Annotated in this window: 21 protein-coding genes and 1 pseudogene; 14 read left to right on the top strand and 8 right to left on the bottom strand. The window is 58.9% G+C overall.

Annotated features, from left to right (window positions below; all coding sequences use genetic code 11):
• Positions 1-347: 347 nt before the first annotated feature.
• Positions 348-521, top strand: coding sequence for a hypothetical protein (locus tag ACR9ZQ_RS00110; protein ID WP_481426466.1), 174 nt, complete (start codon positions 348-350; stop codon positions 519-521).
• 3 nt (positions 522-524) lie between these two features.
• On the opposite strand, the gene ACR9ZQ_RS00105 is transcribed toward ACR9ZQ_RS00110, so the two are convergent.
• Both ACR9ZQ_RS00105 and ACR9ZQ_RS00100 read right to left on the bottom strand, forming a co-directional pair.
• Positions 525-1,448: an ArdC family protein gene (locus ACR9ZQ_RS00105; protein WP_481426465.1), complete on the bottom strand. Its 924-nt coding sequence runs from the start codon at positions 1,446-1,448 to the stop codon at positions 525-527.
• Positions 1,449-1,709: 261 nt separating this feature from the next.
• The gene (locus tag ACR9ZQ_RS00100; RefSeq protein ID WP_481426464.1) at positions 1,710-2,294 is read right to left on the bottom strand and encodes a hypothetical protein; all 585 of its coding nucleotides are present in this window, start codon (positions 2,292-2,294) and stop codon (positions 1,710-1,712) included.
• 420 nt (positions 2,295-2,714) lie between these two features.
• On the opposite strand from ACR9ZQ_RS00100, the gene ACR9ZQ_RS00095 reads away from it, so the two are divergent.
• Positions 2,715-3,812, top strand: a complete 1,098-nt coding sequence (locus ACR9ZQ_RS00095) for an IS1595 family transposase (RefSeq protein WP_478155737.1) — start codon at positions 2,715-2,717, stop codon at positions 3,810-3,812.
• Between the two features lie 508 nt (positions 3,813-4,320).
• A complete protein-coding gene (locus ACR9ZQ_RS00090; RefSeq protein ID WP_481426463.1) occupies positions 4,321-5,049 on the top strand; it encodes an SDR family NAD(P)-dependent oxidoreductase in 729 nt (242 codons plus the stop codon).
• 224 nt (positions 5,050-5,273) lie between these two features.
• Here the strand turns inward: ACR9ZQ_RS00090 and ACR9ZQ_RS00085 are convergent, their stop codons facing one another.
• The 5 genes and pseudogenes from ACR9ZQ_RS00085 to ACR9ZQ_RS00065 form a co-directional block, all read right to left on the bottom strand.
• Positions 5,274-5,699, bottom strand: a complete 426-nt coding sequence (locus tag ACR9ZQ_RS00085) for a hypothetical protein (protein WP_481426462.1) — start codon at positions 5,697-5,699, stop codon at positions 5,274-5,276.
• Between the two features lie 81 nt (positions 5,700-5,780).
• Positions 5,781-6,005 (bottom strand): annotated as a pseudogene (locus ACR9ZQ_RS00080) (MFS transporter); the annotation flags it as partial.
• Between the two features lie 313 nt (positions 6,006-6,318).
• Positions 6,319-7,974 (bottom strand): thiamine pyrophosphate-binding protein, encoded by a 1,656-nt coding sequence (locus tag ACR9ZQ_RS00075; RefSeq protein ID WP_481426461.1) that lies wholly within the window; start codon positions 7,972-7,974, stop codon positions 6,319-6,321.
• 265 nt (positions 7,975-8,239) lie between these two features.
• Positions 8,240-9,157, bottom strand: coding sequence for a hydroxymethylglutaryl-CoA lyase (locus tag ACR9ZQ_RS00070; RefSeq protein WP_481426460.1), 918 nt, complete (start codon positions 9,155-9,157; stop codon positions 8,240-8,242).
• Positions 9,158-9,166: 9 nt separating this feature from the next.
• Positions 9,167-10,537, bottom strand: a complete 1,371-nt coding sequence (locus tag ACR9ZQ_RS00065) for an aminotransferase-like domain-containing protein (protein ID WP_481426459.1) — start codon at positions 10,535-10,537, stop codon at positions 9,167-9,169.
• Between the two features lie 215 nt (positions 10,538-10,752).
• Between ACR9ZQ_RS00065 and ACR9ZQ_RS00060 the strand changes: the two genes are divergently transcribed.
• From ACR9ZQ_RS00060 to ACR9ZQ_RS00035, 6 genes are all read left to right on the top strand, one after another.
• The gene (locus ACR9ZQ_RS00060; protein ID WP_481426458.1) at positions 10,753-11,964 is read left to right on the top strand and encodes a hydroxymethylglutaryl-CoA reductase, degradative; all 1,212 of its coding nucleotides are present in this window, start codon (positions 10,753-10,755) and stop codon (positions 11,962-11,964) included.
• Positions 11,965-12,024: 60 nt separating this feature from the next.
• Positions 12,025-12,483 carry a hypothetical protein gene (locus tag ACR9ZQ_RS00055; protein WP_481426457.1) on the top strand — a complete coding sequence of 153 codons (459 nt, stop codon included), beginning with the start codon at positions 12,025-12,027 and terminating at the stop codon, positions 12,481-12,483.
• 1 nt (position 12,484) lies between these two features.
• Positions 12,485-13,867, top strand: coding sequence for a tripartite tricarboxylate transporter permease (locus tag ACR9ZQ_RS00050; RefSeq protein ID WP_481426456.1), 1,383 nt, complete (start codon positions 12,485-12,487; stop codon positions 13,865-13,867).
• 45 nt (positions 13,868-13,912) lie between these two features.
• The gene (locus ACR9ZQ_RS00045; protein WP_481426455.1) at positions 13,913-14,932 is read left to right on the top strand and encodes an SMP-30/gluconolactonase/LRE family protein; all 1,020 of its coding nucleotides are present in this window, start codon (positions 13,913-13,915) and stop codon (positions 14,930-14,932) included.
• A gap of 213 nt (positions 14,933-15,145) precedes the next feature.
• Positions 15,146-16,756 carry a methyltransferase regulatory domain-containing protein gene (locus ACR9ZQ_RS00040; protein WP_481426454.1) on the top strand — a complete coding sequence of 537 codons (1,611 nt, stop codon included), beginning with the start codon at positions 15,146-15,148 and terminating at the stop codon, positions 16,754-16,756.
• On the top strand, positions 16,753-17,682 hold the full coding sequence (locus tag ACR9ZQ_RS00035) for an XdhC family protein (protein WP_481426453.1): 930 nt from the start codon (positions 16,753-16,755) through the stop codon (positions 17,680-17,682). The genes ACR9ZQ_RS00040 and ACR9ZQ_RS00035 overlap by 4 nt, the downstream gene beginning before the upstream one ends.
• Positions 17,683-18,121: 439 nt before the next feature.
• Here ACR9ZQ_RS00035 and ACR9ZQ_RS00030 read toward each other — a convergent pair whose 3' ends face one another.
• Positions 18,122-19,045, bottom strand: coding sequence for an AraC family transcriptional regulator (locus ACR9ZQ_RS00030; RefSeq protein ID WP_481427253.1), 924 nt, complete (start codon positions 19,043-19,045; stop codon positions 18,122-18,124).
• A 163-nt stretch (positions 19,046-19,208) separates the two neighbouring features.
• Here ACR9ZQ_RS00030 and ACR9ZQ_RS00025 point away from each other — a divergent pair, with 163 nt between their 5' ends.
• The 5 genes from ACR9ZQ_RS00025 to ACR9ZQ_RS00005 form a co-directional block, all read left to right on the top strand.
• Positions 19,209-20,522, top strand: coding sequence for an MFS transporter (locus ACR9ZQ_RS00025; RefSeq protein ID WP_310389899.1), 1,314 nt, complete (start codon positions 19,209-19,211; stop codon positions 20,520-20,522).
• Between the two features lie 53 nt (positions 20,523-20,575).
• Positions 20,576-21,427, top strand: coding sequence for an SDR family oxidoreductase (locus ACR9ZQ_RS00020; protein WP_481426452.1), 852 nt, complete (start codon positions 20,576-20,578; stop codon positions 21,425-21,427).
• Positions 21,428-21,682: 255 nt separating this feature from the next.
• Complete coding sequence (locus tag ACR9ZQ_RS00015; protein ID WP_481426451.1) at positions 21,683-22,666, top strand: oxidoreductase; 984 nt, start codon at positions 21,683-21,685, stop codon at positions 22,664-22,666.
• 3 nt (positions 22,667-22,669) lie between these two features.
• Positions 22,670-23,308, top strand: coding sequence for a DedA family protein (locus ACR9ZQ_RS00010; protein WP_481426450.1), 639 nt, complete (start codon positions 22,670-22,672; stop codon positions 23,306-23,308).
• Positions 23,305-23,885, top strand: a 581-nt coding sequence (locus ACR9ZQ_RS00005) for a class I SAM-dependent methyltransferase (RefSeq protein ID WP_481426449.1), incomplete at its 3' end; no start/stop codon positions are given. The genes ACR9ZQ_RS00010 and ACR9ZQ_RS00005, both read left to right, overlap by 4 nt.

The following is a 23,885-nucleotide window of genomic DNA, read 5'->3' as shown; positions in this document are numbered from 1 at the left end:
AACTGCCACTTTTGTTAGTGGGAGAGGAATGGCGGCGCAGCCGACAGGGGTAACAAAAGTGGTCGTGGTCGTTGCGGGAAGACGATCGAGGCGCAGCCGGTCTCCGGTCAGACATGCCTCATCGAGCCCGCAGATGGGTTGCCGGAAACTCCGACGGGAAGAGATATGGCAGTGGCGTCCCGCCGCAGTTGCCTCGGTCAGGAATGGTAGCCTAGGCCCTGCCTCACTTGCACCGCCGTCGTTGCCTGCTTCAATTGGGGAAACGAGCTCCACGTAGACATCGGCCGGCTTGTCCAAGACGCCTCGTGCGATATCGTTGCACCCGCGAATCGTAGCCTGGAGAACCAATGCGTCAGCAGACCAAGCCGTTCATCGTCGAACGCAAACCGTCCCGTAAACCCAAACCCGACGCCGCAAAACCGTCGATCTGGGGAAGGCTGGATGCTGACATTGCACAAGGTCTCAGGGACCAGCGTGATACGGATCACGCGGCCGCCACCGGTGGTGACGACCGCGCTTGAGCATTAGGCCGCAGCCATCAAATCCGCTTCCGGCTGTAAGGAATGCAGAAAGCTCACTGCCCGCTGCGCATGGGCGGCCGCCTGGAAAATTGCTCGCTTGTCGTTGGCCAGCACCGATAGCCACGACTGCAGATACGATGCATGATCCAGCCGCGGCTCAAGTTCCGGCGCGATACCGAGGTCAGCGCACAGGAAGCAGCTGCCGAGTTCGGCAATAAGTTCTTCCCGCGCGCGCTCCGTCCGGTCCTTGGCATAGCGGGACAGGTCACGTCCGACGCGATGCGCTGCCGCTGTCCAGTGGGTCGCCTCATGACTGAGGACGGCCGCGTACCCGGCAGCATCGCGAAACGCCTCGAAGGGCGGCATCTGGATATAGTCCATGACCGGCGAATAGTAGGTTTGATCGCCGCCGTGCCGGATGACTGCGCCGGTATTGCGAAAAAAGCGATCGGCACTCTTGATCCGGTCGATCGGATCAAGAACCTTGGCCGGCGGCGCATAGTAGCCATCGGGCAAACCCTCGATCTGCTCCACATTGAACACCGAATATGCCTTCAGGAACGGGATCTCCCGATCGACTTCGTTGCCGTTTCCGTCGGCTTCGGACTTGGTGAAACGGCTGGCGAAGACAACGGTCGAGCCGGTCTCGCCCCTGCGCACGGCCCCGCCCAGTTCGAGCGCCTGCTTGAAGGTCATCCACATCGACGAGGCGAAGCCGCGCGACATCTGCTCCGACCATAGGAGGAGCACGTTCATGCCCGAGTAGGGAAGGCCGTTGTGGCGCACCGGCCGGCTTATGCGACCATTGGTGTTGGCGGCGCTCCACGGCTTCATCCAGGGACGCACGCCTTGTTCGAGATCCTCGACAATCCGATCGGTGATCCGCGCATAGATGTCGACGCGGTTGGAATCCGTTTTCCTGCTCATGACTTCTTTCTCCATTAGGACAGCGCCTATCGCGGTCCGTCACGGAGGGGCCGATGGTGTGGCCATGCACCGGAACGGCCGCAACAGCGTGGAGGACGGCAAAGCCGTTGCATGGGCGCCCGGCTCCTGCAGGACCGCCGAGCGGGGCGGTCCGCGATAGGCGCGTCTCCAGGTTTCCTTTTCGGCATGAGAAAAGGCCGGCGCTGTAAGCACCGGCCTCGGATCAGCAAAAGAAGGCGGGGTGCGTCCCCGCCAAATGTGTCATCCGAATGCGGCCATCTGAACTTCCGCCGCTTTGCGGTCGAGCGATGCGCCCGGTTCGACCGGCCGGTTGAATGGCTTCCAGGTCTCGCCGACGACCTGTTCGTAGGCGGCAACCGCGCCTTCGGCTGCCATCCGTAGCGCATGGGACTGGATACCCATGTCGGCCGCGAATTCCCGCTTGCGCTGCGCGGCACTATCGTAACCGACCGGACCATCGAGATCCTCGTCGCGGGCATCATTCGATACCTTGGCGGTTGCGTCGCGCGCCTCGGTGACGGCGCGGGAGTAAAACTGCCCGGCGCCATGTGCCGATCCGACGAAGGCCCCGACGATACGCTGCAAATGGATCTGCATGGCCCTCTCGCCGAGCCCTTCGGAGAGGCTGTCGGCGGTCTCGACGATCAGCCGCTCATGCAGGCTGCGTATGCCATCGCTGTCGACAACAGTGGTGCCGAAGCTTTCGGCGATCTTGAGCGCCTGGGCGGTGTCTGGGCACGAGAGGCGGACCATTTCCAGGGTTGCTCCCTTGCGAAGTTGCGCGATCCGTGCGTTGGAGCGGTTTGGAGTTGCGGGCTTGGCCATATCTGTTCCTTCCTTGGCTGCCGAAGCGGTTCCGGCCCGTGCCGGTCTGCCCTTCGATGCGGACGACCAGGAACCGGCAAAGGACGGGCGGCCTCACAGGTCCGATCCGGCTGAACCAGTAGGGCAGGTTTGCGGGCCAGCAGGTTTTGACCTGAGCAGACCGCGAGCCTGCCCTCGCGCAGGGAGGCTGGGTCGGCCGCCACGCGGCGCGACAGCGGCCTTGAAACGCCCGGCCGCCGGTTCAGACCGCAGCGAACAAGAAGGGCAGTCCAGCACGGCCCGATTTCGGGCTCTAGCGGGAAGGGGGCGGAACAAGAGGAGTGCGAAATCGTACGCGGCTTTTATCAACCAAAGACAGCAACTTCCTTGTAACGCAGTAGCTTTCATGGGATTCTTCGGTCAGTCCCGAAGGAGATAATTATGTCTGAAATGATGCTGGCGATGCTTTCCAATATTCGGACGGTTGAAGACATGGTCGCCGCGTTCCGGGACGAAGAGCGTTGCCGTCGCTTGCTGGAAAGCATGGTATGGCCGAATGGCAGGATCTGCCCTGCTTGTGGTTACAAACGCTCGATCGCGATAGCTGGCCGCGATACTGGTAAGCGCCGCGCGCGGCCGGGCCTCTATCAATGTTCCAGTGGTGATTGCCGGTTCCAGTTCACGGTGACAACGCATACGCCCCTGCACGCCACGAAACTCCCCTTGCGCGTATGGCTCAAGGCGATGTGGTTGTTGCTGCAGTCGGATAAAGGCCTGTCTTCGGTTCGCCTCGCCGAGACGCTCGGTGTAAGTCAACCCACGGCCTGGCGGATCGGTCATGCGTTGCGCCTCATGGTGGCGCGCGAGCACATGCTCGACGGCACGGTGGAAGTCGACCATTTCTATCTTGGAGGCAGACCGAGAAAGCATCCCGATGAACCTCCGCCCGGAAGAGGCCGCAAGGGCCAAGTAAAGACGGAAAAGACGCCGGTCATGGCGATCGTGCAGCGACCGACAGATATCACCCCGGGTTCAAGTGCCGGAGATGCCCGTGCGGCTGTCGTCACCGGCGTTTCGTTGCGTGCTGCCGTTCGAGCAGTTGCAACACAAGTTGAACTTCGAGCGCATTTGATGAGTGACGAAGCAAAGGCGTTCGTTGCCATAGGCGAAAGCTTTGCCACACACGAGACGGTCAACCACTCAAGCCGCGAATATGTCCGGGATGCCGTCCATGTCAATTCAGCCGAGGGGTTCAATGCGCGGGTCCGGCGAACCATTGCAGGCGTCTTTCACCACATCAGCCCGGAACTTGCCGACCTGTATTTTCATGAAATCGGCTTCAGATGGTCCCAACGAGTTGTTACCGGCCAAGCGGTGCGGAAAAGCCGAAGCGGCAAGGAAAGCACGAAGATCCTTTGGTCGCGAGTACCTCCTGCACTGCAGCTATTGCAAGTGTTCCGTGCTGCCACCGGCCGCCAAATGCGCCGTAGTCATAGCGGAGGCATCACCATCAAATCTGCCGTGGCTGTCTTTGGTTGATAAAGGCCGCGTACGATTTCGGACTGCTCTTGTTCTGACCCCAGGATGCCATCAAGCAACAACGTCTTTACCGCGAGTATGCGAGCCGTAGCGTTCAGGGCGGCCAAGCGTTTGCGGGATGATTGATCAAAAGACCGGGAGGCGTGGTCAGCCTGGAGGCCTCGAGATAAAGCCGGGCTTGGCGCCGAGGATCACGCCTGGTCTCATGAACACACAAGTCCTCGATGCGAACGGTCACACGGCCGGCGGTTAGAAGGCGGAAGTCAGCCGCGGCGAGCGGATCGCCGCGTCTCGTCTGAGTGGTTCTCGCGTGTGGCCGACGAACGTTACCTCTCCCTGTCGCCCTGGATGGCAGGGTACGCTGCCTACATTGTTTGCAGCGACCGACCGGGCGCGCGGGATAGATCTACTATGGCCCTAACCGGATGGGCGGGATGCCCGGCTGGAAAGCCTTCGAGGAAATCGCTAAGTTCAGATTTGGCAAAGACAATTTTCCTGAGGTTGAGGGATGATGCGGAATTTCCAAAATACATCTTCCAAGGTCATTCTTATCACGGGCGCCGGCCGCGGCATCGGTGCTGCGTTGGCAAAAGCTGCCGCCGCTGAGGGTCACTATGTCGCTGCGAATTATAGGTCCCAGAGCGACGAGGTCGAGCAATTGATATCTGGCCTGAAAGATGGAATCGGCATTCGCGCGGATGTCAGCATCGCGGAAGATGTGCAACGTCTGATTAAAGAGACGCTGGCCCACTTCGGCCGCGTCGATTGCGTGATCAACAACGCCGGCATCGGTGAAGTACGTCCTATCGACAAGCTTGATCTGGCGCTTTTCCAAAACACGCTTCATGCTAATCTGACGAGTGCGTTTCTAGTCTCGCAGGCTGCATGGCCTCACATGACCCGGAATGGCGGCCGGCTAATCTTCATGTCGTCGGCCGCCGCCCGCACCGGCGGCGGGCTCTCAGCCGCATATGCCGCTTCGAAGGGCGGCGTGGAGAGCCTGATGCACGCTTATGCGAGCGCGCTCCGCCCGCACCGGATCACGGCAAATGCCATAGCACCCGCCCTGATCGAGAGCAGAATGGCCAATGCGATTGATGCAGGCCCAACCGAAAATCTGCCATTTGGGCGGATGGGGCGCGCCGAAGAACTTTGGCCCGCCACCCGGATGATCATAGAGACCGAATATCTGACGGGTCAGACCATCCACGTGAATGCCGGCAGATACATGACCTAGGTGCGCGGTGAGCATACGCTGCCCATCTTGAGAAACCCGCGGCGATCTCCTGTTTCTTGGCCATGGCGGTGTGCCCCCTCCCGGCTTCCTGAGCGACCCTAGGAATTCCAAGCCACTCCCGGCCTGGAGGATTTTCTTCGGACGGCTTTGTCGTTGTGGCGCCGGACTATGTCGGATTAGTAGCCTTACCCAGGTGCGAAGAAAGCGCGATTTTCCGTCCGTACTTAATTCGGAGATCCAAGCCAGCTCCATCCGAGGCGCGCTTCGCTCATCTCAAGCGCTCGCACTGCAACTGACGACAAAAAGAATTTTAAACGGCGTAGAAGTCGATAAGGAAATTGCACTTTTTGGTCACTCACAAGGCGGTCAGGCAGCCTTGGCTGCTCCGGCACTTTCAAATCCGCGGGAATGAGTTCACCGTCGATTCCCTTGTAGCCTCGGCGGCAACCCAGTCTCGGCGTGCAAGACCTTGCTCCCGAGATGGATATTCCCCAAAGACCCAACACGGCTGCAAGAAGCCAGTGGTTTTGCGCCGCTGGGGTAAACAAAAGCATCGCAATGATCAAAATCACGGTGAAGAGGAGCGTTGCGAAAAGCGAATTTTGATCCGCCATGAACCCGCCCATCCAATTTCCGATGAGACCAACCATGCCAAAGCCCATAAGCCACGAGAGACCGACGTGAGCGAGGAACCGCTTATCGTTGATAATCGAAGGTTGGTGCTGTGCTCCGATCGGCCGCGGTCCACTGGCCAAGCGCGGCATAAACAGCAAGATCATGGCGGCCAGGAGAAGCGACGCGACCGCGAGAACGATGAATGATCCTCGCCAGCCAATTGACGTCGCCGCGACGGTACCGAGCGGAACGCCGCGAACGAGAGCGGCAGAGATACCGAGATACGCTCGCGCGACTGCCCGCCCGGAATGGTGGGGCTCGAAGAGCTGCGCTGCTAGAATGCGAGGCTGCTGCCCCTGCCCGCGGCCACGACTTTAGCTTGCAGCGTACGGGCGCCTGAAATTGCGGCCCGAAATGCCAATCACGATTCCGCTACCCACGAACTCGCTGTGGCCTACGCTCGGTTTGACGCGAGCGATCCTGCGGCACGATCGCCGTACAAGACAGACCCCAATGGCTGCTTCGATAATAAAGCGTCGGCCGCCATTTTGGCTTCACTTCCAATGCCACAGACATTCCACGCGGTGTAGTCGAAGGCTCATCATGGCTTCCCTATCGCCGGCTATGCCTGGTGCGTCCCTCGGACGTGCGTCGTCAGGATGTTGCGATCACGATCTCCACGAGATTGGGGTGGCCCGATGACAAACCGCGCCGGACCGCCGGCGCGATCTCGTCCGCCGATGCCACACGCTGAGAAGCCACGCCGAACGCCTTGGCAAGGGCCGCGAAGTCGATCGTCGGATCGCTCAGTTCCATTCCAGCGATGGTCGAATTGCCGCCCTTCTCGTATCCTTGCGCCACGGAATATCGCTTGAGAATATTGTACTCGGAATTGTTCATGATTACGAAGGTGACTGGAACACCCAACCTCGCCGCCGTCCAAAGAGCTTGTGGGGCATAAAGAGCAGAACCGTCACCCACAAGTGCGACGACGGGCGAACGGTTAGTCCCGAGAGAAACACCCACCGCGGCGGGCAAGCCCCAACCGAGAATTGCGCTTCGCATGAACAGGTAGCGACGGACAGGGACCCGCTCAAGGAACGCTCTCACATGCATCATGGTGGCTGGCGCCTCATCGACCACGATGACGTCCTCCGCCAGTGCACCCAGAACTTCACCCGCAGCTACAAACGGCATGACGGGTATGCGGTGTCTTTCCTCTGCAAGTCGCGCTGTTAGCGCCCCCATCCGCTTCTCTCGCTCGACCTCAGCAAAAGCGCGAACGGCGCCTACGGCCTGCTTATGACCTCGGGTTGCATCGATAAGAAACGGGAGAAGAGCCGTCAGCGATGCCTTCAGATTGCCGATGCAGGCAAGTTCTGTGGAATAAGTCCGCCCGGCCTCAGAACCATCGTGGGTGAGCTGAAAGATCTTGCAGCTTTGCGGAACTGCCGGTCCGTCGCTGTAGAGGTAGGAGATGAAGGGGTTGTCCCCCACCACCAGCACTGCCTGAAACTCGGACAGTAGGACGCTCATGTCCGCAGCTGTCGTCGGAAGATTTCCTTTCCACAAAGGGTGGGCGGCTGGGAAAGACATGCTGCCCGGCCAAGAAGGGCCATAGACCGGGGCGCCGAGAACCTCTACGACTTCGATGAGCTGCGAATTGGCCTCGCTAGCATCGACCTCATCCGTCGCGATCACCGCAAGCTGGCCTAGTTGGAAGATGGCCAGGGCAGCGGCTAGATTCTGCAACCCGCCCGCGATCGCCGTTCGATTTATCGTAGATGGCGAGCCCGCGATGGCTGATGTTTCGCCAGTCAGGACATCAATTGGCAATGATAGAAAGACAGGCCCGAATGGCGGTGTCATCGTGGCTTCCAGTCCTCGCCTCACAAGCGGAGGGATTTGATCAGGGTGAAGCACTTCCCTCGCCCATTTTACCGCCGGCCCTGCCATTCCGAGCGCGTCCCCATAAAGAAGCGGATCACTGAAACTGTGCCTGGTGTCCTGCTGCCCCACAGTGACCAGCATGGGCGTCTTGGCAATCTTGGAATGCAGAAGAGCGCCCATTGCGTGCCCCAGACCTCCCGCCGTATGGAGGTTGACGAAAGCAGGTATACCGCTTGCTTTGGCGTAACCATCCGCCATCGCCACGACAGCTGTCTCTTGAAGACCAAGTATGTACTGGATTTCGGGGAACTGCCGGAGCGCGTGCATGATCGGCATTTCGGTCGTTCCAGGATTACCAAATATGTACTTGATGCCGGCGTCGCTGAGCACCTCTAATAGTAATTGGGATCCTGTGGTCATTCCATGCTCCTGGTTATCAAATCCTTGGCATCGAGGTAAACGCCGATCGTCACGGTTCCTTTGGACGGTGTTGCAAGACCACCTCAATGGTGTCCTTTTGAAGTCGATGCCGCTGATCTGGCGTGGCAGGTAACCATTGATTTCCGGGGCGCTCTGACGCCGTTCCGTCCAGATCGGTGAAACGTGAGGAGATCAGCCGGGTGCCATCATTTGAGGTATTCAACCTCGCCTGTTCCCTGAGGTTGGCGAAACAGGTTTGTGTAATTTAACCACGCGTAACCAAGCCGGCACCATTTTTTTCGGCCACGATCTCGGAGATCGGCGACACGGGGCGCCGTCCGAGTTGGGCTGATACGGTGACTGCGACCTTTGCCAGCTTTGTAAGATCGACCCCTGTAGAGATGCCCATGCCCTCCAGCATGTAGACCAGCTCTTCGGTCGAAACATTTCCGGTGGCTCCCTTGGCATAAGGGCAGCCCCCTAAACCGCCGACAGACGCATCGAACGTGGTCACACCCGCTTCCAGGCAGGCCAGGATATTTGCAAGCGCCTGCCCATAGGTGTTGTGCTCATGGAGAGCGATGGCTGTTATTGGCATCTCCTCGGCTACTGCGCGAACCATGGCGGCTGCGGCCTTGGGTGTTCCCGTACCGATCGTGTCGCCAAACGAGACTTCATAGCAACCGAGATCGTGAAGTCTTCGGGCGGTGCTGACCACTGACTTGAGCGCTACCCTGCCTTCATAGGGACAGCCGAGAACACAGGACACATAACCTCGTACTCGCATTCCCGCTTCACGGGCACTTTCGAGCACAGGCGCAAAACGACCGAAGCTTTCCTCGATGGAGCAATTAATGTTCTTTTGAGAAAAAGTCTCAGACGCAGAGGCAAAGATCGCGATCTCCTCCGTTCCAGCATCACGCGCCGCCTCGAAGCCCGTCATGTTCGGAACCAACATCTGAAACGTCACGCCGTCCCGCCGCCCCAACGTCGTGAGGACCTCGGCAGACCCCGCCATCTGTGGCACCCATTTGGGTGAAACGAAGCTACCGGCCTCGATGGTTTTGAGGCCGGCATCGATCAGCCCTTCAATCATCTGGACTCGTTCGGCGACACCTAGGGGACGAGCCTCGTTTTGCAGGCCGTCGCGAGGGCCGACTTCGACCAGGCGAATACTGTCCATAATTATATCCTATTTTTGGCTGTTGCTGACTTCGTCGCGCAGGAAGGCACAGAAGCGCGAATCTGCGCCGTAGGCGACGTTGACCCGCATTGCCGGTGCGACAGGGGTATCGCGGTCGACGTGGAAAACGCTCGCCGGGGCAATGAAGATGTTCGCCTCGGCCGCTCGGCGACAGAATGAGACCTCTTCGATCTGTTTTGGGAGCGGTACCCAGATGTAGAAGCCGCGAACCTTCGGCAGCGAAACCTCAAGTCCGACATCGCCGAGCGCCCGGGCGGTCGCCTTCGTCCCCTCTTCGATCCAGCCGCGCAGCCGCCTCAGATTCTTCAGATACTGTCCACTTTCGATCATCTCAAGCACGACGCGCTCGACATGAAGCGACGTGGCGACCATGGTAATCATCTTGAGATCCACCAGGCTGCGGATCGTATCCGGGGCGCCTGCGATGTATCCGCATCGCAGGCTTGCAGACAGCGTCTTCGAAAACGAGCCGACGTAAAGAACCCGCTGCTGCTGGCCAAACGCAGCCAGACGCGGCAGCGTCGGGGCGATCAGGTCGGCGAAGATGTCGTCCTCGACAAGGCGAAAATCATGCACCTCTGCCATCTGCAACAAACTGAAGGCATGGGCAGGCGACAGGGTGCCGCCCGTGGGATTATGGGCCTGACTCTGCGTGAAGAAAAGCTTGGGACGATGGACGAGGAGTTTCTGGCGCATATCCTCCAGATCAGGTCCGTCCTCCAACCGGCGGATCGGGACGACATTTGCCTTTGCGAGCCTCAGCTTGGCAAAAAGCGGATAATAGCCGGGGCTGTCGACGAAGACGGTGTCGCCCGGCTCAAGAAAGTGGCGAATGATGAGATCGAGGCCGTGGTTGACGCCGCTTGTCAACATGACACCATCTGTCTCGGTGGCGATCGAGCGCTCTGCAAGCGCTAAGCGGAGCCACTCGCGAAGAGCCCCCAGTCCCCAGGAGCTTCCGTACCCGAAATCAACCTCGGCGGTCACGCTTCGGCTTGTCCTCAAAACACGACGCATATCCGCATCCTCGGTCCAACTCGCCGGCGGACGGCCGTCTCCAGGACGCGTCTGGTAGTTCTGGTCAAGCTGCTCGCGCAGCAGCGACATGATCCCCAGTGCCTCGGTGACATCGGGCTTGACCTTTGGCACGGGCGCAGGGCGGTTTTCCGACACGTAGTAGCCCGAGCCCTGACGTGAAACGGCAAGGCCTCTAGCGACAAGTCGATCATAAGCTTCAGCCATGGTGTTCTTGGACACGCTGAATTGCTGCGCCCCACCCCTTACGGATGGGAGCCTGTGACCTGGGCCATAGATGCCGGATGCGATTTGACCGCTGACATGCGCAACGATCGTATCCACTCGCTTCAACTTGTCCCACCCTTCGGTTGGGACAGTGCCCCAAATATACCGGACAACTGTCCCTTGATTACTGATCCAATTCTAGGACAGTTTAAAACCATTGCAAGCACGCATGCATTGGTTTGGGAGCGAGCCATGAGGAACAGGACGGTCACGTCGCGCATCGAGAATATGCGCAATCTTTCCCCGCGGAGCGATTAGAGAAAGTTGCTAAGGTGGCCGCGCTGGGCGACGAAGCGCGCTCCGTTCTTGGCTCCTCGGATGCACTGACCGTTTCGCGGGCCAACGGGATGATCGAGAACGTCATCGGCACGTTCCAGCTGCCCCTCGGCATTGCGACAAATTTTTCGATCAATGGTAAGGACTATCTCGTGCCAATGGCAGTGGAAGAGCCCTCCGTTGTCGCGGCCGCCTCCTATATGGCTCGGATTGTGCGCGACTGTGGCGGCTTCCAAACGTCCTCCACCGCACCGATCATGCGCGCCCAGGTGCAAATTCTTGGCATAGCGGATCCCTTCGGTGCCAGGCTTGCAATCCTGGCGGAACGCGACAAGATCGTGACTGCTGCCAACGCAAAGGACCCGGTTCTCGTCAAGTTCGGCGGCGGATGCCGGGATATCGAAGTCCACGTCTTTCCCTCCACCACGCGCGGAACAATGGTCGTGCTGCACCTGCTCGTGGATGTCCGCGATGCCATGGGCGCAAACACCGTCAACACGATGGCCGAGGCCATCGCACCGATCGTCGAGGAAATCACCCGCGGCGAAGTCCGGCTTCGTATCCTTTCCAATCTCGCGGATCTGCGCCTTGCCCGCGCTCGCATAGAGGTGACGGAAGAAGCGCTTGCGACGAAAGAGTTCTCGGGCCGGCGGGTAATGGAAGGCATCGTGGATGCTTACGAGTTCGCGGCTGTTGATCCATACCGGGCGGCGACCCACAACAAGGGCATCATGAACGGCATTGATCCGGTCGTGGTCGCGACTGGCAACGACTGGCGCGCAATTGAAGCCGGCGCCCACGCGTATGCGGCTCGTTCGGGGCGCTATACGTCGCTGACGACATGGGAAATCAGCACAAAGGGCACTCTGGTCGGAACGGTCGAGATGCCGATGGCACTTGGTCTGGTCGGCGGCGCAACCAAAACCCATCCGGCGGCCCAGGCCTCGTTGCAAATCCTCAACGTCGCAACCGCAGTGGAACTCGCCGAGGTCACGGTTGCCGTTGGACTCGCACAGAACATGGCGGCGCTTCGAGCACTTGCGACGGAGGGCATTCAGCGAGGCCATATGGCTCTGCATGCCAGAAACATCGCCATTGGTGCCGGCGCTGTGGCCGAGGAAATCGACTTGGTCGCAAGGAGACTTGCTGCAGACCATGACGTGCGTTCCGCCCGCGCCGGAGAAATCCTGGCTGAATTGCGGAAGTAATCGAAATCTGCGACCGGCGGAGGGGGAGCTTCGTCGGTTAGCAACATTGGGAGGATGATGATGACGGAATCTAATGCGTTGCGTGCCGCTGGCGCGCAGGGCCAGCTTGCGGAGATATGGGGAGACGTCGTCTCACGTCCGCAACTTGGCAAGGCCATGACGATCGGCGCGGTGATAAGCGTCTCGGTGTATTTCGCGGCGCTACAGATCATTACCCCGCTGGCTGCCACACCCGCCGTTGGCAGGGCACTTGCCATGCTTGCCGGCATCATCGGTTCCGTCGCCAGCGGCGCAGTGTGCGCCAGAATATTTCCGCCAAAACGGATTGTCTCCGAGCGCTTAGCTGATGCAACCGCTTGGCAGCTGGAAGTGCTCGAACAACTGGAACAGGAGGGCGGCCCAATCGGACGGGTGAACGACCTTCCTCCTGTGGTGGCAGAGGAGATGCGGCAGGTCGGTCTTTACGAGGTCTTCGAGAACTACGAACAAGGTCGCGGCACCTACCGCAAGGGGGAGTGAAATGGACGGTCTGCTTTACGAAATCGTTCTCGCGGTCGGCCTTGGCTTTCTCGGTGCCATCCTGTTTTCTGCTATCGGGCTGATCTCGGGAACTGACGAAACCACAACCATCGCTCCGGTAACGCTTCTGGTCGTCCTCCTCGGTGCCCCGCCGGCAGGAGTGTTTACCTTCTGGATGTGCGCCGCCATCTCAAAACATATGACCCATGCTGTGCCGACGGCGCTGTTGGGCATCCCGGGGGATACGCTGGCGCTGCCCCTCCTCCAGCAGGCAACAGCGTTGCGCAATCTCGGCGCACCTCATATGGCTTTGCGCAAGATGCTGGCCGGCTCGGTCATCTCGGCTTTCATCGCCGTGCCGCTCGCCGTGCTTTTTGCGGTAATCCTCGCACCTTTCGGCACCTACATAACCGCATCAGCGCCATGGCTCTTTATAGGTGCAGCGATCATCATCGCTTATTTCTCTGCCGGTCGCTGGGCATCAATAATTGCACTTGTGCCTTTCACGCTCATGATCGTTGCCCTACAGGGATTTACGGCCGCGAACAACGTTAAGCTCGGCGTCAGCTATTTTCTCGGGATCGCGGTGGGACCGTTGGTGGCCGAACTCGTCTCAGCCGTATCTCCGCTCGAGAAGAAACGTATGAACCGCAGCGAGCTACGCCAGACAACACTCGCTCCCGACGTCAAAAGCTGGGGCGGTTATTTTCCCAATCCGTTCCGCGTTCTTGATCGTAGCCAGGTTATCACGACGGCGGCTGCGGCTGCGGTGACCAGCGCCACCTTCGTCTTCAGCCCGGTCGCAGTGACGGTCATTGCCGGCGAAATCGTCGGCGCCCGCATCAAGCATGCCTATCATCGATTGACCTCGGTGCTGGCGGTCCGCAACGGTGTGACCGAGTTGACTTATATCGCGGAAGCACTCATCCCGCTCATCGCCTTCGGCCTCCCGCTCAGCCCGGTTGCCGCGGGGCCTGCGGCACCTCTGTTTAACGCACCTCCGCGCTTTACCGTCGATACGGCTACGGGTGCAGTAAACAATCTGCACACGATGATGTCGGTACCAGAGTTCTTGATTTGGGGTCTGATTTCCGTCCTGATCGCCGCTGTCATCGCCTACCCGTTCGCCATGAACCATGCCCGCAGCGCCGCGGCTTTCGTGGCCAGACATATAAGCCATGAGGCAATCATCGCTACATTCGTCGGCTTGGTGCTGGTCATCGGTCTTTGGGAAGGTGGGATTCTCGCCATTCTTGTCATTGTCACGGTGGGCCTTGTCGGCGGCATTCTTTACCGCGTGCTGGGCATGAATACCGGCGTCCAGTTCATGGGCTACTATGCGGCAATCCTGAGCGTCCCGGCGATCATGAAGCTTTTGGGTTGAACGGTGCCTGGTAAGCCACCTTCAAAATCGAGCGGAGACAGGACGATGGACAAACTGCTTTTGGTTATGACTTTGACCTCGGTGTTGGTTTTGACAAATGCCACCGCTAAAGCGGCGGATGCCAGCGCCTCTCTTCCCGCACTGGAGTTGCCCGACAAGCTGAAGAGCGCGGTGCCAGTGCCAATGGCGGAAGCCGATCTGCCGTCCGTCGAGGCGCGAGAATATTTGAAGGTTTCCGAGAAAGCCCTGCAACTCGAATGTCCAACATTCGATGAGCAAGGTGACTTGATTTTCTGCGAAGTTTTTGGAGGAACGGTGTTTCGCCTGACACCGGAGAAAAAACTCTTCAGCTTCGTGCCGGATGCCAAGCTTCGCCCGGCGGGCCTCGCCATCGGCAAGAATGGTCGCATCTACATGGCCGAACTTGGCGACTTCGCGTCCCAAGGATCGGTCATGAGCATGGCGGCAGACGGGAGCGATCTTAAAACGATCGTCTCAAGGACAGATGGCTTTCTGCCAGACGACCTCGTATTCGACAAGGAAGGCGGCTTTTATTTCACCGACTTCAAGGGTGGATCAAGTACACCGACCGGCGGTGTTTATTATATCGGTCCGCACGGAGGCAAGCCGGTCCTTGTGGTCCCTAACCTTAGAATCGCCAACGGCGTTGGCCTCAGCCCAGATGGTAAAACACTTTGGGTGACCGAACTTGCTGGCGGTCAGTTGCACAAGGTTTCATTGTCAGACCCGACGACAATTGCGCCGTTCGGGTCGTCGGTGGTCTACAATTTCACGGGTGGCGGGCCGGATTCACTGCGAATAGATGCCGACGGAAATATCTACGTGGCAATCTACGGCCAGGGCCGTATCATGGTCTTCAATCCGGCGGGTTTCGCAATCGGGCAGTATCTTTTGCCCGGCCGGGACCAAGGCCATAACTTGCGCTCGACTGCGATGGTTATTCGTCCCGGCACGGATGAACTGCTGATCCTCACCAATGACTGGGACAAAGGACAAGGGTCGACAATCTTCGTCGCGCGTGCGCTGGCGAAGGCTGCGCCGTGAGAGCTTGGCTGCAGTGTCAGGCGCAGCACGGCGAACGTTGACGCTCCTCCGGGTCTCCCCCGTCACCCTTCAGGGACAGATTGAACGATTAGGCATGTTTTCTGCGGGTTTGGGCATGGCGTTTGTCTGAACAGAAAGCATTCTGGATCGACGCGGACGTCGTTCAGACATTCTGTGTCCGCGAAGGAACGAGGACGGTCACAGGGCGTATACATGGAGTGGTCACAGGGCTATTTTACCGGGCTGAACTACACTTTCGGATATTATCCCCAATTAAGCCCCGCAATGCTGCGTCTTTGCTGTCTGTGTCGGGGTGTAGACGCTAGGGTGCGCGACGCGTCCGCCTATCTCGAACTCGGCTTTGGACAAGGCCTGTCCATCAATGTCCACGCCGCCGGCTCCAGCGGATCATTCTGGGGGTGCGACTTCAATCCCGCCCAGACGGCAGAAGCGCGCCGGCTTTCAGAAGCTTCGGGGGCCGACCTGAAGCTGTTCGACGAATCTTTTGAAGAGTTCGCAGCCCGAAGCGATCTTCCGAATTTCGATATCATTACACTGCATGGCGTCTGGAGCTGGGTCTCGGCGGCAAACAGGGCGACAATCAAGCAGATCATCAAACGGCGGCTCCGGCCAGGTGGCATCGTATATATCAGCTACAACTGTTTGCCTGGCTGGGCGCCGATTGTTCCTGTCCGCCACTTGATGTCGTTATATCAACGCCAAAGCGGTGAAATGTCTGGATCTACCGAGGTTATCGAAGGGGCAATTCGGTTTACGAAGGAGATCGCTGATGCCGGATCGTTGTTTTTCAAACAAAACCCCGTTGCTGAACATCATTTCAACGACCTTGCTCGGCAAGAACATAGCTACATTGGTCACGAATATCTGAACGCAGATTGGCATGTCGATCATTTCTCCGATGTCGCTGAAAGCCTTGCAGAGGCAAAGCTCACCTTTGTCGGCTCGGCTCGGCTTCTCGATGATTTTGACGCCTTTCAACTCAGCCCAGAAGGCCAAGCTCATATCGCTAAATTTACGAATCCTCTCATCCGCGAGACTGTTCGCGATCATCTGGTGAACCGGCGTTTCCGCAACGACATCTTTGTCAAAGGCCCGCGAAAGCTCACCAAGCTTGAACAAAGACAGGCCTGGCTCTCGCAGGGGTTTGTGTTGTCAGTCCCCGCTGACGAGATCCCTAAAACGATCATGTCAGGGCGAGGCGAAGTAGAGCTGCCAGCAGAGGTTTATGACCCGCTCATCGAGGTATTCGCAGGCGATCTCATGCAGATCAAACATGTGGAGGATCTTGCCAGGCATCCAAAGCTCGATAGGCTCGAATTTCATCAACTTATCGAAAGCCTGGTCGTTCTGACAGGTGCTGGATTCCTCCAGCCTGCGGAAGAGCCTACAGACCGCACGCTCAGTCAATCCCGAGCACTCAATCGTCACATCGTGCAACGGGCGCGCGTCAGCACGGATCTGTGTCACCTCGTCTCTCCCATAACCGGATGCGCAATCGGCGTGCCGCACATGATCCAGCTATTCATTCAGGGGCTCAATAAAGGATTAGAGAGTGCCGAGGAATTGGCGACCCACGTCTGGGAGTTCTTGGAGGAAGTTGGCGAACGCTTGGTCAAGCAAGGCAAGAAACTCGAGACCGACAGCGAGAACATGGACGAGCTGAGAACACTGGCCGAACGCTTCCTGAAAATTGGTCTGCCAACGCTGCAAGCTCTGCGTATCGTCGAGGGCCCGGTGTCGGTCCGGCTCGACGATGCATCAAAGATCGTGACGCGGGCCACGGCCGGATCGGAGGCGCAATGAGTTCAGCAAATGATACAGGTGGATCTAAAAGCAGGGAGGCCGTCGTTCCGACAAGAGCATTTCTCTCTGAGGATCCGCAAACTATTCTTCGCTTCGCCCTCGAGAGCTTCCATCTTTCTGGGAAAAGCGCGCTCGTAACACTGGTCAAGGTCGAAGGTGGCGGAGCGCGCGCAGTCGGGGCTCAAATGGCCGTACGTGGCGATGGCTCGTTTTGCGGTTTCGTGTCAGGTGGCTGCACTGAAGCGGCTGTTGCGGCGGAAGCGATCTCAGCGATCGAGTGCGGACAGGACCGATTTCTGCGTCTCGGTCAAGCGTCGCGGTTCTTTGACATCGTGCTGCCGTGCGGAGGCTCGATTACTCTCTACATCCACGTCATATCCGAGACAGACGCCTTGCTCGGAGCTTTGGCTGCGCTTGATCAGCGCAAAGCAATCTCCTTGCGATTCGATGTTAAAGCCCAACGCCTCTCGCTTGATCTTGAAGCCGGGGCAACGGCTTGGCAGGACGACTGCATTTTTCGCCTCTATCGACCTAGGCTCCGCGTTCTGGTCTTCGGCCGAGGCCTCGAAGCCTTTACCTTGGCAAGGATCGCAACCGCAGCGGATTACGAGACGATGGCTTTTGAGCAGATTGACGCGGTTGTTCGTGACCTGCTTGATGAATACACAGCGATCGCACTGTTGTATCATGGTGTCGAGGCTGAACTACCGGTTCTCACCACAGCCCTGAACTGCAATCCATTTTACATTGGCGCCCTTGGCAGCCGGCGAACGCATGCACTCCGTTGCGGCGCGCTTTGGGAGTTGGGTTTTACGATGGCAGACACAAATCGCATTCGAGCTCCCATTGGGCTAGTGCCCAAGGCCCGGGACGCACAGACGCTTGCGTTATCGGTGCTGGCGGAGATTTCGGCTGCTTGGCAGTAATTTGCTCGCGAAACAGAAGCGCGGCTGCAGCTACGTCGCGGCGGCAAGGATGAAGCTCGCTTTGATTGCCGATAGGCAAACAGTTTCCGGCATGTCGATGCAGGCTTCACAGCCGAACAGACCCCACATCAACCGGAAGATGGCGAGAGTCGAAATCCCCGTGGTTAAATCCTCCAAGTATTTGTCACGGCCTCGAAAATGGCGCTGGAGAGGATGACAGAGGCTAATTTCGCCAAAGCCTCCTGTCGATAAAAGCATCGCTCCAAAACACCAGCAACCATCCAATAAGGTGTCGTCCCATTGGATTGTGCACTCCCGGCTACCGGACCGGGAGCACGTGGTTGGTCAATCGCGCGATCTCCATATCTGCGGACAATTCGATGGCGGTGGTTCAGGCCCATCTGCTTGGACCTTCCCGGCAAACTACTCGCTGAGGAGACTAGGCGGATCGAACAGTGCGGCTGGCGTACTCGTTGTGAAGGCGCTGTTGATTCAAAGCATCCTGTTTGGGCGCGATTCCGAAGGTTCTTGAATATTCGCGGCTGAACTGCGACGCGCTCTCGTACCCGACCTTATAGGCTGCTTCGGCAACATTGGCAGCCTGCGTGACCATGAGACGGCGCGCCTCCAGCAGGCGGAGCTGCTTCTGAAACTGAAGTGGAGTCATCGAGGTCAGCGCCTTGAAGTGCTGGTGAAACGACGACGGGCTCATGCGGGCAACATCAGCGAGCTGATCAACCCTTAGAGTATCCGCGAAGTTGGTGTGCAGCATCGAAACGGCCCGTACCACACGTTCGATGTTTGATTCGGGGCAGGCGAGTTTGCAGATTTCACCGCCATGCGGGCCGCTGAGCAGCCAATAGCAAATCTCGCGCACGATCGAAGGCGCCAGAATTGGTATCGCCTTTGGCGTTGCCAGAAGTCGAACCAGACGGAGAAGGCAGTCCGCTAAGGGTTGGTCCACTTTAGCGACAAAAGCACAAGGACCGGTCGTGTCCGACTGCGCTGGCGGAGTATCCAATTGCTCTAGAACTTCCCGGACAGTTGCCACATCGAAGTCGACCATGACGCCAACATAAGGCGTTGCAGCGCTGGCCTCGACGATTCTTCCGGTCGCAGGGACCCCGACACTGACGACCAAGCATTCCATGGTGCGGTAGTTGAGATGCTCGTCGCCAAATTGCAGCTCTTTCGCACCCTCCAGCACCACGCAAAGCGACGGCCGATAGATGTTGCGCATGGGCATCATCGACTGAAACGAGCGGACGATATTGAAGCCTTCTATGGCCGTCGGAAACAGGCCCTGCCCGCCACCTTGGTCTTCAATGTAGGCCGTTACGGCTGATAGCAATGGAGAATTCAAACGGGGCTCCGGCTGTTTCAGAGGCCACGGTAAGACGTGGGTCCTCGCCGGCATCATCGCCTCTCCTGCAGGAATAGGCAAGTTTCTTGAAGGTTCGGGCATTCTGGTCATTGGACACTCCATCTAGCTTAAGGGTGCAACCAAGCGAGGAGTGAACCTCAAGATGACAGAAATCGTCGCCCGGTCAATAGATCCCTTAGAGACACGAGCGCCGCCCATTGCGTCCAACAGGGAATACGTAACAGGCCTGCGGATGGCCGCCGTATGCATTGTGCTTTTGCTGATCAACGCGTTCTCCCAGATCGATCGAATATTGCCGTTCATCCTGGCGGAAAAGATCAAAGCGGATCTGGAACTGACCGACACGGAGATGGGCCTGCTCACCGGCCTTGCGTTTGCCGTCTGCTACGCACTCCTCTCATTGCCGCTCGCCCGAGCGGCAGATCGGGGGTCTCCCCGGCTCGTATTGGTGTCCTGCGTCCTGATCTGGAGTGTCATGACGACACTCGGCGGTTTTGCCGCCAGTTTCATGTTCCTCGCCCTCACACGTTTCGGCGTTGCGTTCGGGGAGGCTGGCGCAGTGCCGGCAGGTCACGCTCTCATCGTCCGCAAAATTGGCCCGGAGCGACGCGGTCTGGCAATCGGCCTGTTCGCAATGGGCATCCCGTTGGGCACCATGGTGGGCTTTGCCGCCGGCGGCGCGATCGCAGATGTTTTCGGCTGGCGCGTCGTTTTGATCGGTGCTGGAGCTATTGGAATCCTGATCGGGCTGGTGACCATCGTTGTTGCCGGTCCCACCCCTCCACTTCCGACAACCGCCTCTCGCAATGAACCCTTTCTGCAAACCAGCCTTGACCTGTTATCATCCCCGGCGTTCCGCTGGTTGTTCGCGGGCACTATTTTCCTGGGCTTCGCAGGCGCGCCTTTCTATGCCTTCTCCATACCGTTTCTGATCCGCACCCATGGTTTTACCGCGACGGAGGTCGGCGTTTCGTTCGGCATGTTGCAAGGGTTGATGGGCATTATCGGGACTTTGGGCGGCGGACGCTGGTTTGATTTCGCGGTTCGCTCAGGCACCGGCAAGGTGCTCGGCCCGCCGGCAATTCTGTTCTTGATCGCCAGCGTAACGACAACTGCGGCGCTGTTTGCACCGACCGGCTGGATGGCCATTGCACTCTTCGTGCCTGGAATGCTGTCATTTTCATTCATGTTGCCCTGGGGCTTCGGCGCCGCGCATCTGATCGCCGGTTCTGGACGTCAGGCGCAGGCGACCAGCCTCGTCATGATCGGAAGCGGCCTCCTCGGGCCTGCACTTGGCCCTCTGATCGTTGGCATTGTCAGCGATGCTGCCAGCGCAGCCGATATTTCAAACGGCCTCGGCCTTGGCTTGTTGATCGTGCCTTTGTCGACCATGCTGGCAGGCATCACTCTCCTCATCGCAAACCAAAGGGTTGGCGCCTTCCTTCGCCAACCCTGACCGCAAACCGCCGCTGCCGGCTGAACACTCGAAACTTCTTAGGAGATATTCCAATGTCCAACACAGACAATTCCCGGCGCACGTTCCTCGCGCTGGCGGCGGCCGTGCCATCCGCCATCGCCATGAGCGGCATTGCATCGGCCCAATCGTCAGATAGTGGCGCTATCGCTCAACCAAGTGACAAGCGTGGTGCGATCGTCACTGGCTCTTCCCGCGGCATTGGCGCCGCGACCGCACGACGCTTGGCGCGGGACGGGTATGCTGTGACGGTGAACTATCTGACGAACCGGGATCTTGCCGAAGCGGTCGTTCGTGACATCGAGGCGGCTGGCGGTCGTGCCATCGTTCGTCAGGGGGACGTTGCAGACCCGGCCGCGGTCAAGGCGCTATTCGACGCCAATGACGAGGCGTTCGGCGGCGTGGACGTGGTGGTCAACAATGCCGGCATCATGAATGTCGGTCCGTTCGCTGAAATGACCGACGCGGCCTTTGACCGGATGATGGCCACCAACGTCAAGGGAAGCTTCAATGTCCTGCGCGAGGCGTCGCGACGGGTCCGCGTTGGTGGCCGGATCATCAGCCTGAGCTCAAGCATCATCAAAATGAGCCCTCCCGGAACGGCAGCTTATGCCGCAACCAAGGCGGCGCAGGAGATCTACTCAAACGTTCTCGCCAAGGAACTGGGCGGCCGTAACATCTCGGTCAATGCAATATCACCAGGCGCTGTCGATACCCAACTCCTGCGCCAGCACGGGGAGGAAGCGCTTCGCGGCATACCCGAAGCAACGCCGCTTCGTCGGCTGGGCCAGCCCGAAGATATCGCCAATGTCATAGGGCTCCTCTGCTCGCAGGACGGGGCGTGGATCGATGGCCAAAACGTCTTTGCAAACGGCGGTATCGCATGACGGATGACCGCTGCGGCGAACTTGCCTCGCAGCCAGCAGGATCGCACCCGAATATTCGCCGTGGATGCAGCGAACGCGTGAGGTCGCGGCAAGCCTATAACGCGATCGAATAGGCTCGGGCCCCGAACCGTCCCGGTCCGGATGCGCGAAAGGTCGCCTCACCCCATGGCGGCCTCCTGTCCGCCGAAGACGCGCCCCTGAACAATGCGTCTTCGGCGGGCGATCTTGTCCCACCAGAAACAGAAGGATTTGCTGATGTCACAGCCGTGGACACTTGACGATATGCCGTCTCAAAAGGGCCGGACGATCCTGATCACCGGCACCGGAGGTCTGGGCTTCGAAGACGCGCTTGCGCTGGCTCGATCTGGCGCCGACGTTATCATCGCAGGACGCAATCCGACGAAGGGTGCCGAGGCGATCCGTCGCATCAAGGAACAGGCGCCCCAAGCATCGGTCACTCTGGAGATTGTTGATCTCGGCAACCTCGCTTCGATCGAGGCGCTTGCGAAGAGGCTGAAAGAAACCCGCGACCACATCGATGTGCTCATCAACAACGCCGGCGTGATGACGCCGCCGACGCGTCAGACGACGAAGGATGGTTTCGAACTGCAATTCGGCACCAACTATCTCGGCCACTTTGCCCTGACGGGCCACCTGCTGCCGCTGCTCAAGCTTGGACAAGCCCCACGCGTCGTCACGCTTTCCAGCGTTGCTGTTAGAAGCGCAAGCGCCGCAATCAACTTCGACGATCTGCAATGGGAGCGGCACTATAAGCCGATGCTTGCCTACGGTCAGTCGAAGCTGGCTTGCTTGATGTTTGCTTTCGAATTGCAACGGCAAAGTGAAGAGGCAGGCTGGGGTGTCACCAGTATCGCTGCCCACCCAGGCGTGTCGCGCACCGATCTGCTTCACAATGCCCCTGGGCGCCACAGTGCTCAAGGCCTCCTCAGGACGTTCTTGTGGTTTTTATTCCAGCCCGTTGCACAGGGTGCGCTGCCGACGTTGTTTGCAGCCACGTCCCCAGAGGCCCGAGGCGGCGGCTATTACGGTCCCGATAGGCTCAGCGAGACCCGTGGACATCCAACGGAAGCACAAATTCCGCGCCGGGCGATGGAAAAGCATGTGGCGCACAAGCTGTGGGAAATCTCGGAAAAACTCACGGGCATTTCGTTCAATGCCCAGGCTCCCACTCCAGAGCTCTCTGGCCCAGGCGCGACAACGATCGCGCGGGAGGGGTAAGAGATGGACCCGCTCGGAAATCTTGTCGACTGGATTGCGATATACGGCATATTCGGTCTCTTCGCGATCGGTCTGGCGGAGCGTTTCTTGCCTGCCCTGCCCTCCTATGGCGTTCTCGTCGCCATCGGTATCGCGGCCGACGACGAGGTCTGGTCGCTTCAAACTGCCGTCATCGGGACGACGGTCGGAAGTTCCATTGGAGCACTCGGTCTCTACCTTCTCGTACGAGCAGTCGGCCAAAAGCGGTCTAAAGCGCTTCTTTACTCGGTGAGCGGATGGATGGGTATGTCGCGGCCGCGTATCAATTGGACATTGTCCTCCCTGCGCGACCGGGAACAAGCGCTGACGATCCTGTCGCAACTCATTCCCACTGTGCGGCTGATCGCGCCGGTCGCGGCGGGGCTTTTGGGCACAAGTACGCTGCGGTTTGTCGCTGGCGTAGCAGTCGGCATAGTCTTGTGGAACGGCTTGTTCATCGCCGCAGGTTATCTCGCTGTTTTGGTCATTCCGGGTATCAATTCATCCGCGCTCGCACTGAAGATACTGATCCTGCTTGTTGTCGCAGAGGGACTTGTGGCCTTGGTATGGCGGCTTCAGCGACGATATGCGGTGCGCGTTACTCCGGGAGCCAGCGAGCGATGACGAACGGGACTGCTGATGCCTTTTTGTTTTTTCGGGCGTGGCTTTCCGCTCCCCTTCGCGTCGCCTCGGTTACGCCATCAGGACGCGCGTTGTCTTCACTCATGACGACCGAAATTTCTGCGGACACAGGCACAGTCATTGAGCTGGGTCCGGGAACAGGCGTTTTTACGGAAGCATTGCTGAATCGAGGTGTCGCTGAAGAAAATCTCGTGCTGGTCGAGTATGGTGCTGAGTTTGCCAACCAACTTAGCGATCGCTTCCCAACCGCAAAAACCGTCCAGATGGATGCTACACAGTTGCGCAAGTTGCCGCTTCATGCCTTTGCCCCTGTGGGTGCTGTCGTCAGCGGACTTCCTCTTCTATCGATGCCATTGCGCAAAGTGCATGCTATCCTGGAGGGGGCGTTCTCGCATCTTCGCCCGGGTGGAGCGTTCTACCAATTCACTTATGGCCCGCGATGCCCGATCGCCAGACCTTTGCTCGACCGTCTGGGCCTGAAGGCGACGTATATCGGCTGGACCTTCGCCAATATCCCTCCTGCGGCCGTCTACCGTATCAGCCGACGACGACCGCGGAG

It is taken from the genome of Rhizobium sp. KNZ14-9A (assembly GCF_056755015.1).
This window is presented reverse-complemented; position numbering and strand designations above follow the sequence as displayed.